This window comes from Actinomycetospora lutea (genome assembly GCF_028737205.1).
Lineage (GTDB): Bacteria > Actinomycetota > Actinomycetes > Mycobacteriales > Pseudonocardiaceae > Actinomycetospora > Actinomycetospora lutea.
Map to the genome: position 1 here is coordinate 1 of NZ_JAQZAL010000058.1, position 10,764 is coordinate 10,764.

The window sequence follows — 10,764 nt, forward strand, 5'->3', positions numbered from 1 at the left end:
CTTCCCGGGGCCCGCCTCACCGCAGCGACACGACCCCAGCTCCCGGCCCGGTCACGCCCTCAGCTGCACTCCATTTCCGGAAGAGCCCCTAAAGCCAATGCAGACTGACGGGCTCATCGCTTCCCCGAATCAGAAGAGGAAAGGGACCTATCCCGCAGGGACTATGATCCAATTCTAGCTGGGGAGTTGGTCCCAGGTCTCGCCATCGAGGACCCGGCCGCCGGCCTTCGGTGTTCGCCCACCCCACTGCTTAAAGAAGAAGGCGACCTTTGCGTCAAGTGCTTGATCGCGTATGTTTCTGACCCACCCTTCTTCCATCGGTCGAGCCGATCGCCCACTCTCCCCGCCTGCAATGATCCAGTGGATTTCATGCAGGTCAAGCTCGCCAAGATCGCCCAGAAGGGGCTCGGCCGAGATGAATCGCACACGCGCGGGGACCGAGCGCAAGTGATTCATTCGATCGACGTGGCTGCTCGACTCTACAGTCACACCTAGCCATAAATTGTCTGGCCATGACAGCCTATCGGCCACGCGAGCGAGGCGCAGCGATCGCTTGGTGAGAACCTGATAGGTGTGCTGTGGAGTCTCGGCGATCACGTCGAAGACGTCCTGTACGTAACTAAGGGGTACTTTGGCGTGGAACAGGTCACTCATGCTGTTGACGAAGATGAGCCGTGACCGCTTCCACTTCTTCGGAGCGTCGAGCGAGTCTGGGTGAAGCGCCAGGCCGAAACCAGGGCCAGACGTGCGCGGGTGCCCGTCTGTCTGATATCGGGGTTGGCCCATCGCTTTCAGTCGACTGGCAAGGGTCAGTGCGTAGCAATTGTCGCAACCATCGCTAACGCGGTCGCAACCTGTAGTCGGGTTCCAGGTTGCTTCCGTCCACTCGATAGTTGAGGCGCCTGCCATGATCGAAGCGTACTCCCTCATTTGATCCTTGTCGAACATGTGTTCGACTTAGCCGCACGCGTGTTGTGCCATTGCAAGGGTGCCCGTGCTTCGTGCACCCAGCACTGGCGGACGCCGTCCCCGGTTACCGCGAGGGGGCTCGCGGTCGTCTCGTCCGGGCCGCTGGCGCATGTGGTCGCGCCCGAACCGGCACCAGCAGCCGGCGCCGCTCCCCGAGCAGCGGCTATGGCGCCTCGAGCGAGGGAGGCCGGGGCCGCGAAACGCTGAAGGCGATCCGCGATGGGGCCAAGAGCAGCGGATGGGCGGTGGCGACCGTGGGCGCCTGCTGAGCAGCGGTAGGCCGCTGCCCGGTCACGCCGCCCGAACCGGCACCAGCAGCCGGCGCCGCTCCCCGAGCAGCGGCTATGGCGCCTCGAGCGAGGGAGGCCGGGGCCGCGAAACGCTGAAGGCGATCCGCGATGGGGCCAAGAGCAGCGGATGGGCGGTGGCGACCGTGGGCGCCTGCTGAGCAGCAGTAGGCCGCTGCCCGGTCACGCCGCTCGTTCGCTCATGCGCGTGCCGCTGATCGTGTCCCTCCCGGAGCTCGCCGCGCCGAGATCTGACGTACTCAAAGGCCTGGGCGGCACCGAGGCGCCGGTCAATCCGATTGGCCCCTCGCCTTCAATGGTGATCGCCCGGAGTAGCGAGGCGGGGAGGACGTGGTCGGGCTCAGTGACCCGCCTACCGTCCTCCCGGTTCGCCGGAGAGTCAAGATCGCTATCGCTGACAGAGCGGAATGTTGATCGACAACTGCTTGTCCTACGCGGAAGTAGTTCCAGGTCAAGCTGTTGGGGCGTAAGGTGGACAGAAGGAAACTTCCCGTCGTTTACCGATATCGGAGGTTGGCATGGGCCTTGACGTCCCTGGCCGTCGTCCGGATCGAAGTGCTGGTCCTCCCCCGAACCGAGTGGATTAGCCGTCACCTTAGAAGGCCTGCCAATTCCTCGGCAAGTGACTATCGGGGTACACTCAAAGCTGGTCTTTGCGTGTGAACGTTATGGACACATCAAACGTCGCCTCGCTCGAAGCCTTCGAGAGGATCACGCCCGCTTCGGCTGCGAGGGTGATGCCAAAGGAGGCCTCCACTTCGGAGACCTGCCAGTTCCCTGCCGCAGGGAGATCCTTAAGCCCGCGCGAAACCGATATCGCACCCGCCTGGATTGCGTCTCGAATGTCGTCAAGGCGAGACCCGAGCATCTCGCTGACGTTCGACCCCCAGCCGATTTCCCGTCCCGTGTCCCCGATCTCGACGACCGGCACGTACACCGGTTCCGTATTGGACTGGTCCGTCACGAATGCCACCTTTCGTTGTGTGTTGACGATCCGTCGGTCGCGGTCACATCCAGCGAGAAATCGGCGAACTCCCGAATTCGCGCTGCGGCCCGTGCCGCCACGTCGCCGACCGTTGTGCCGTCGGGCGTCTTGCTAGCGTCGCTTGCCGCGCGATCGAGCGCGTCGAGCGCGCTTGTGTCGACGAGTTCGCCGAGGGCCCTCGCGCAGGCGACGCGCAACTGCGGCGGCCCGCCACTCAGGGATGTGATCAGCGGCTCCAGCCCGACGACGAGGTCGAGTTCGCCAAGGATCGTGGCGGCCTCACACGCCATCTCGAGGTCCTCGGAGGCGAGGGCTTCGAGGACGCCAGCGAGTCCACGATCGTCGCCGAGTCGCACGAGGGCGGCCGCGGCGTGAAAGCGGGCGACCGCCTCGTCGTCGTCCAGCAACGCCGCGACCGGCTCGACGAGCGCACCCGATCCGAGTACGCCGGCCACGTTGGCCGCGACCGCGCGCACTTCGGCGACGCTATCGGCCAGGGCGTCCCTCAGCAGGGGAAGCGCTTCATCGCGACCAGTGGTCGCCATTCCAAAGGTGGCCCCGGCGCGACGCTGCCACCTCACGTCCACAAACGCCGTCGTGAGCGCCTCCCACCCTGCATCGCCGAGTTCCGCCAGGCGAATCGCGCAGACCCACGCGCGATCGTCGGCCTCCTCCCCCAGGCCATCGATCTCGCCTAGCCCTTCGATGAGGGCGGGGATCGCGCCCTCCCCCATCTGCTGCAGACCCTCCGACGCCCACCCGTCGACGCCTCCGGTCGGAGGCGCCGTGGCGACGGCCTCGACCAGCGCAGGCGCTGCGGCCACACCGAGGCGCACGAGGACATCGAGCTCCGGCGGTACCCTGCTTTCGTCGTCGAAGTCGTAGGGGTCGTCAGGTGGTCGGGTCTTGAGCCGGTCCACAAGCCGTCGAATCGCCACGTCGTCGGGCAGCGTGACGATCGCGGCCGCCGCCGCGGATCGCAGGTCGGGCGAGCCGCGGTAGAGCAGATCGACCATTGGAGCAGCTGCGCGCGTGTCCCCGATCGCGACCAGGGTGTCGATGGCGGCCTGCCGATCGACACCCGTTCCGTTTGCGAGCAGCGCAATAAGGGGCTCGACTGAGCTGGCGTCGGTGAACCGCCTCAGGCTGTCCGCAGCATCCTCTCGAACCATCGAGTCTGAGTCCGACAACGCCCGATTGAGCGACGGGACGGCCCGGGGGTCAGCCAGCGCGCCAAGACGCTGCGCCGCGGCGCTACGGAGGCCGCGGTGACCGCTGTGAAGGGCCTCGATGAGGACGTCGACGAGGCTCGTCGTTTCGACTTTCTCGTAGGCGGCGATGATCGCGAGGTGGGCGTAGCCGCCCCGATCGTTCTGCGACGCGGTGTGCAGCGCGGCGCGCAAGGCGTCGGTCAGGCCGGCGCGGTCGATGTTGGCGGTCTTTCCGCGCTCGACCAGCCGCTTGAGCGCCGACGCGGCGGCTCGACAGACTTCGGCTGTCGGGTCGCGCAGCGCTGTCGCCACTCGCTGCACGTCTGCGGCCGAACCGCACTCGCCGAGCACGCCGAGGGCCTGGACGCAGGCGTGCGGGGCTGCCGCGTCGAGGGTCGCAGCTACGGTGGGCGCCACGACCGGACCGTGGCGGACCAGCGCCGCGGTGGCGGCAGCCTGCACGGTCGCGTCGGGATCGGCGAGCGCGGCCGTGAGAGGCGCGATTCCTCGCTCGTCCTCCGACACGCCTAGTGCGCGGGCTGCAGCGAATCGCACGCGGCGGTCCGGGTCGCCGAGCGCCTCGACCAGGGTTGCGGTCGCGCCCCGCCAACCTCCGTTGGCGAGCAGGATGGCCGAGCCGTAGCGGGTCAGGCGGTGATCCGACGCCATGGCCTCGATGAGGGGCTCACGGACCCGGTGGGCCGATCGGATCGTTGAGACGCCCGACGCGGCGGCGTCGCGCGGTTTGCTGCCGCTGACGTAAGTGCCACTTGGGTCGTGTTCGCTCATCCATTCGAGCAGCGGCAACGCGTGCAGTTCGGCGTTCGCAGCGAGAACTGTGACAGCGAGGTGCCGGATAGTTTCGTGATCGTCTTCGAGCGCGGACAGGAGCCGTTCGGTCACCGGCGCGCCGAGCGTCAGCAGCACGTCTTGCGCGGCGCAATACACGGCTCGGTCCTCCCAGCTCTGATCAGCGCCGTGGTGTAGGCGGAGCGCGGCGAGCACCGCGTCGACCACGGTCGTGGTGCCAAACCTCTCAACGGTCTGGACATCGACCTGCCGCAAGGCAATGGCCGCCGACTCCCGCAGGTCGGTGTCTGTGTCCAGCGACTCGACGATGAGGCCCAGCGCGTCGAGCCCACCCAAGGCGCCCAGCGTGAGCATTGCGGAGTGGGCGACGCCCCATTCGGGGTCGCTCAACAGACGGCCCAGGGGCTCGACCGCGGACCGGTCGCCGAGTCGACCCAACGCTTCGGCGGCGGCACGGCGCACCTGAGCGGAGGGATCGTCGAGCAGTCCAATCAACGGCGCGACACCGACGTCGTCTCCGTGCCGGCCGACAGCGCTGGCTGCCTGAACTCGGGTCGAAGGGTCGTTGGAGGCAAGGTCGTTAAGCAGGTCGTCGACGTGGCGGGGCGGAGGTGGTGGCGGCTCAGAGGGCGGCTCCTCCTCCGCGACCTGCCCTGCGGGATGCCCGAGCTTGGCCAGCACCGCGACCGCGACCCGCGACACGGTCGAGTTATCGTGGTGCGTCGCCGCGAGGAGCATCTCGACCTCGGCCTCGCCCAGGCGGTCGAGGGCATCCGTTGCCCGGCGACGTCCTGGGAGTCGGTGGACTGTGGCGAGGACGCCAGTGGACGCCGGGTCGAGGGCGTGTGCCGCGGCGAGGGCGACGCCTGCGTCGGGGTCGCCGAGGGCGGCGACCAGCGGGAGCAGCGCTGGCTCCCCGAGGGCATCGAGCACCTCGACCAGGGAGTCGCCGTCGGGTGGTGTGAGACCGCGGAGCGCGTCTAGGACAAGATGGGCTGTCGCGTCGTCCACGAGCTCCAGGAGAACGCTCTTTAGCACAAACCGTGCATAAGCGTCCGACGGCACGTTGTTGCCGAGCGCGGCGGCGAGCGCGGACACTGCGCTTGGTCCACCGATACGCGCAAGGGCACGCCCTGCTGCCGATACCACCTCATGGCGGACGTCAGCCAGAAGGGCCGCCAGGTCCGGCACAACTCGTTCGTCGCCGACGGCACCAAGCAGTGAGGCGGCCGACGCGCACAGAGGGTCGCGAAATAGACTATCGTTGTCCGTGTCCCCGTCAGGCTGGTGCAGATGCGCCACGAGGGCCGTCACGGCAGGCGGGTACGCAAGCGGCACCGCGGTCTCGCGGACCAGCGCCGCCAACGCACGCTCGTCGTCGCTCACACCTCGCTCTTCCCACCAGTCGACATAGCGCTCGTCAACAGGAGCGTCGTCGGGAAGGAAGTATGAGACGTCGATTGCCGGTCGGGAGGCGGATTCTAGAGCGCGCAGTGCCGCGGAAACTACGTCGTCGTCGGGGTCATCTAGGGCCGCGACGACCGACGGCATTGCCCGCCGTAGGGCGATCAATTGGGCGGGTTGCGCCTGCGGTGCTCGCCAGGTCTTGAGGAGGCCGATGAGGACCTCACGTGGTGACGCGGAATCGTCGGCCGACGCGGCGAGGGCCGCGTCGACAGCGGCGCGGGCCGGCCGGCAAGAGGACAGTAGGCCTCCTAGCGCTACGCATGCCGCCCGCCGGCTGTCTGACCCGGCGTCGACGAGCGCCGTGACGAGCACGTCGACGGCCGATGGATCATGGATGCCGGCGAGCAGGCTGAACGCTTGTGCACAAAGGTCTGGATTGTCGGCCCGGAGCAAGGTCGCCAAGGCCGGCACCGCGCGAGGGTCGCTGGCCGAGCCGAGCGCTAGCGCGGCGAGTGTGCGCTCGTCGCTGTCGGTGGCGTATAGCGCGTCGACCAGTGCGGCGGCGACCCGCGGATCAAGGGGCTCGATCCAGGTCCGTTCCGCGACCGTAGACAGTCCACCGAGGGCGCAGAACCGCGTCGCGTCGTCATCGCTGCGCGTGGACTCGACCAGCACCGCGATCCCCTGCTCGCCCTGGCCACCCAGCGCGTGAGCCGCGAACCAGCGCGTCTCCGGATCGGGGTGGGTGGACAGGATGTCCTCAAGGGCCTCCACCGCGCCCGTAGACCTTCGCAACGACCTGGCGGCCATCTCGGCGAGCGGCTCAGAGCCGCTCTGCAGTGCGGCGAGCAGGTGGGGCACGACGCGGGGCCCGCCCATCACCCCTAGCGCGTACAGCACCCATCGTGCTGTGGCGACGTCGCCGTCCTCGAACGTCTGGAGCAGCGCGGCGAGCGCCGGTTCGCCGAAGTGGCCGAGGGCTGAGGCGCTTTGCTCCTGGACGGTACGGTCGGTGTCCCCCAAGGCGGCGACGAGATCGGGGATGAACCTCGGACGGCGCGACAGGCCGAGGGCGAAGGCCGCGCGTTCGCGTCGAGTCGCCGACCGATCGTGTCGTAAGGCCTCGGCCAATGAAGCATGCGCTTCGTCCCCCAACGCGAGCAGCCCATCGATCGCGGCAAACGAGTCCGCCCTGGCTACGAGGCGTGCCATCAAGTCGGGCACGGCGCGCGGATCGCCTAGCCGCCCGAGGGCTCGGGCGGCGGCGTCGGACACCGCGCGGTCGGTGCTGTTCACCAGGATCTCTACGAGGGGACGTAAGGCTCGCTCGTCGCCCGACGAGCCAAGAGCGGCGGCCGCGGCCACACGGACCTCGCCCGACTCGTCGGCTCGGAGGGCGTCGAGAAGGCCAGGCACACTCCGCGCATCGGCAAGACCAGCGAGCGCCTGCGCGGCGAGGAGCCGCGCGCCTCGTTCGGTATTGCGGAGCTGCTCGACGAGGACCGGGACGGCGCGGTTGTCGGCAAGCGTTGCCAGTGCAAGCGCCGCGCTTCGGCGCACCACGTCGTTGGCGTCGGTCAGCAACCGAGCCAGAGGGTCTGTAGCGCCGCGGTCACCGAGCGGACCGAGAACGGAGGCAGCGGCAGCACGAACCCCAGCGGCGTCGTCGTGCAGGAACGCGACCACTCGGTCGGCGAGCCCAGGAGCGAGGTCGGCCCACATCAGCCTGACCTCAGTGAACGACGGGCGAGCTACGGTCTCGAGTAGGGTGCCGGTCAGTGGCTGGTCACGCAGATGGCAAGCTGCAAAGAACTCCTGAATCAACTGGTGCGAGAAGCGCACCTCGTCGCCGGCAATGGTCGTGAGGCCCGCTTGCTGGGCCGTCTGCCAGACGGCTTGGGCCTCCGTGAGATCAACCGGCGCAGCGTCCCCGGCCGCGAGCCACCCGACGGCGCGGTCTGGATCGACTGCAACGAGCTCATCTTTGGTCATGTGATAGGCGAGAGCCTCGAGCAGCGGGCGCGCGTGGTCGTTGGTGTCTTCGGTCTCCTCGCGCGGCAGGGCCATGGCGACGCCGAACGTGAGCAGGTCGGTGAGGCGTTCGGGGATCGTGCGCACCTCGTCGTAGAACTCCAGCGTCCTGAGCAGGAAGAACGGGTTACTGACGAGGGTTCGTAGCCGCCGCGAGCCCGCGAGATCCCGCCGGAAGGAGGTGATTAGGGTGGCGGCCTCAGGTTCGTCGTGGAAGTAGGCCCGGGCGAACGCGTCCACTCGCTCGTCGTCGAGCTCGACAAGGTGAACGTCGTGCCAGTCGGGTCCACCTTGAAAGTCGGCCGAGCGGCAGGTCAGGACGCACCCGACCCCGTCGAGGCCGGCACGGTGTCCGAGCTCAGCCACGGCGTCGACGCGCGGATCGTTCGGTTGATCGGTGATGGCGGCGCGGCGCATCCGTGGGATCTCGTTGAGACCGTCGAGCAAGAGCACGAGCCGGCCCTCTCCCATCAGGGCAGGCAGCCGCGCGGCCATGTCCAGCGCGCCCTGTCTCCGCAGCTGGGTCTGCAGGAAGGTGGTGAGGTCGCTCGACTCGTCGTGCCACTCGCCGAGGTTGGCAAGGATAGGAATCTTCGTGGTGCCGTCCGCTGTCCCTTCCCGCCACGGCGCGCCGAGGCGGGTGAAGAGGTGGCGCAGCGTCGTCGACTTGCCCGCCCCAGGCGAGCCGAGCAGCACAACGCGGGTCCAGCGCTTCTGAAACGCGGCGAGATCGGCGACGGGCTCGCCCTCGTCGATCGCGCGTCGAGGCGGACCTGGCGCGGCGCGGGGCCCAAGCAGCGCCCGGAGTTCGGCGCGACCCCGGCGCCGAGCCGGGGACCCACCGGCCGGCGCCCGCTCACCTCGCACGAGGTTCAGCGCGACGTGCGGGACGGTGCCGCCCGGCCATGTGAGGCGAGTGGTGAGGGCCGCAAGGTAACGCGGGACCACCGTGGAGTCGGATGGCGCGTTGTCCACGACCGGGGCCCAGCAAGCCTCGAGGTTGAGACGGTCGAGGGCCGCCTCGATCGGGACGGCGTACAGGACGTTGCTCGCCGGCGGGTGCCGTTGCCCCGGTGACGGGGCCGACCGCACGGGGAAGTGCTCGATCAGCACACCGATGACGGGCGGAGTCGTCGATTCGACGGTTGTGAGGTCGGACGGCACCAGCTCCACAGGGCTCCCGGAGTAGCCCTTGTAGTTGTGGACGACCTGGTCGACCTCCAGCTGGACGACGGAGACGTTGGGCGCGTCGGGCTTGCTGAAGGGACGCCGCGGATCGGTGACGGTGCCGGTCAGTCGAGGGTCGTTCGGGCCCGGACGCGCCTCCACTCGCCACGCGAGCCGGTCCTGCGCCCGTGCCACGCTGAACCCCTCGACGTCATCACCCAGATGCAAGGCGGCAACGTCGAGCTCCTTAACTGCCTCTACGTGCTCGATCGGCACTGTGCGACCGTCGGCGGTCACGAAGCGAGTCGACGACTTGTTGGAGCTACCCACCACGTGAGCCGCCGTGAGCGCGACGCGGCCCCGCCCACCTGTCGGGGCGGCGAGGACGAAGCCAGCGCCTTCGTCTTTACCGCCCACGAGGACCCGTCCGACCGTCACCGAAACATAGTCGTGCATGCTTACAGTGAGTTTGTGCCGCCATCCGAGTGGTCGTAGCGTTCACCAAGCGCTGCACCCATGGGCGGATTCGACTACATGATGTTCACCCGTTATCACTCGGAAGGGCCGCTTCTGGGCGCTCTCTCGTATCTCCAGAACTCCCATGGACACGACGGTAGTGGCGCTGGTCCGCAGGGGTGACGCGACCAAGGGTTGGCCCGTACGTGCCGCCACGATGAGCCACCGACACGATGGCTGCCAACTGATCGACGTGGCCCAGCGGGCGAGTCGGCTTGCTCTTGGACAGCACGCGTGTCCCTTCTCCCGAAGCGCAAGGGGGTTGGGCGGAGCTGAGCACTCAGCTCAGGTTTGCGGGAGGGCGTGGATGGGGCCGACGTCTGCCCACCCCGCGCGGAGTCGATCGCCCGGCCAGGGCGGATGCCCGCGGGCGCGGCGCTTGGCGTCGCCGGGCTGCTGCTGTTCTTGTCGGGGTGACCGAGGGTTCGTAACGCCGTCGCTCCTGCACAAGTGGGAGTGGAGTCGGATCGGGGTGCTCGCCGAGGCCGGCTTCGTCGCATACGTCTTCCTGCTCGGGAGACGATGGCTGCGCGACGGCGAGTCCGAGGCGGTCACCGACGTCGGCCTCCCGGAGGCTCGCCTGGCACCCCCTGGCCGTCCAGGAGGGCCCGACGCGCCCGCCGAGGACCAGATTCGAGACCGCTCTAATGACTCGTCAATCTGTCAAGGATTAGGCGGGGCGCTCGCCGCTCCGCACCCAGGCGACCTCCTGGGAGGGGGTAGAGCAGGGGACATGGTTGCTCCTCTCGAAGACTTCCACGCCGCAGCAGCGGACCGCAGGGACGCATCGGCGAGGGATGCGCTGAGGCTGCGCCCTTGCGCCGCCGTGCTCGCGGCCTGTTCGTGTTCCGGGCGGCACGTTGCCGATCATGGAGTGCAGGCACACCCGGCATCCCCGACCTGCGCGCCGCGCTGCTCGAACGGCGCTTCCCCACCGTCACTGCCCAACATCCCGGCCCGGTTGGGGGTGGTGTCGGCGACCTACCACGTCTCGACGACGCGACCGACCCGCTACCGCCCCCGCGAGGAGGCGCTCGGCGCGGTCGCCAGCGTTTACCAACGACTTTCGTCAGGCTCACTAGAAATCGATTTCCACGCGTCACGCGCTCAAGTGATCCTTCTTGGTCTCTTCAGGCCGGTAATCGGATCAGTCTTGGGAGTGATAGTTCAGTTTATCGTACTTAGCGGATTACTGGGATCTTCTCTGCCTGTGCAGCCCGACGAATCGCTGTTTCGACTGCTCTCTCTCCTGGCCTTCCTTTCAGGCTTTAGTGGCTCTTCCGGAAATGGAGTGCAGCTGAGGGCGTGACCGTTGCGGGAGCTGGGGTCGTGTCGCTGCGGTGAGGCGGGCCCCGGGAAG

The 10,764-nt window shown here is 68.2% G+C and carries 3 protein-coding genes; all 3 read right to left on the bottom strand.

Annotated elements, in window-relative coordinates; genetic code table 11:
- Window positions 1–174: 174 nt before the first annotated feature.
- The 3 genes from PHK61_RS31115 to PHK61_RS31125 all read right to left on the bottom strand — a co-directional run bounded on the left by PHK61_RS31115 (window position 175) and on the right by PHK61_RS31125 (window position 9,344).
- Entirely contained in the window at window positions 175–948 is a 774-nt protein-coding gene (locus PHK61_RS31115) for a DUF5131 family protein (RefSeq protein WP_274284918.1), read from the bottom strand.
- A 969-nt stretch (window positions 949–1,917) separates the two neighbouring features.
- Window positions 1,918–2,241, bottom strand: a complete 324-nt coding sequence (locus PHK61_RS31120; RefSeq protein WP_274284919.1) for a CU044_2847 family protein — start codon at window positions 2,239–2,241, stop codon at window positions 1,918–1,920.
- Window positions 2,238–9,344 (bottom strand): HEAT repeat domain-containing protein, encoded by a 7,107-nt coding sequence (locus tag PHK61_RS31125; RefSeq protein ID WP_274284920.1) that lies wholly within the window; start codon window positions 9,342–9,344, stop codon window positions 2,238–2,240. The genes PHK61_RS31120 and PHK61_RS31125 overlap by 4 nt, the downstream gene beginning before the upstream one ends.
- Between the last annotated feature and the right edge of the window lie 1,420 nt (window positions 9,345–10,764).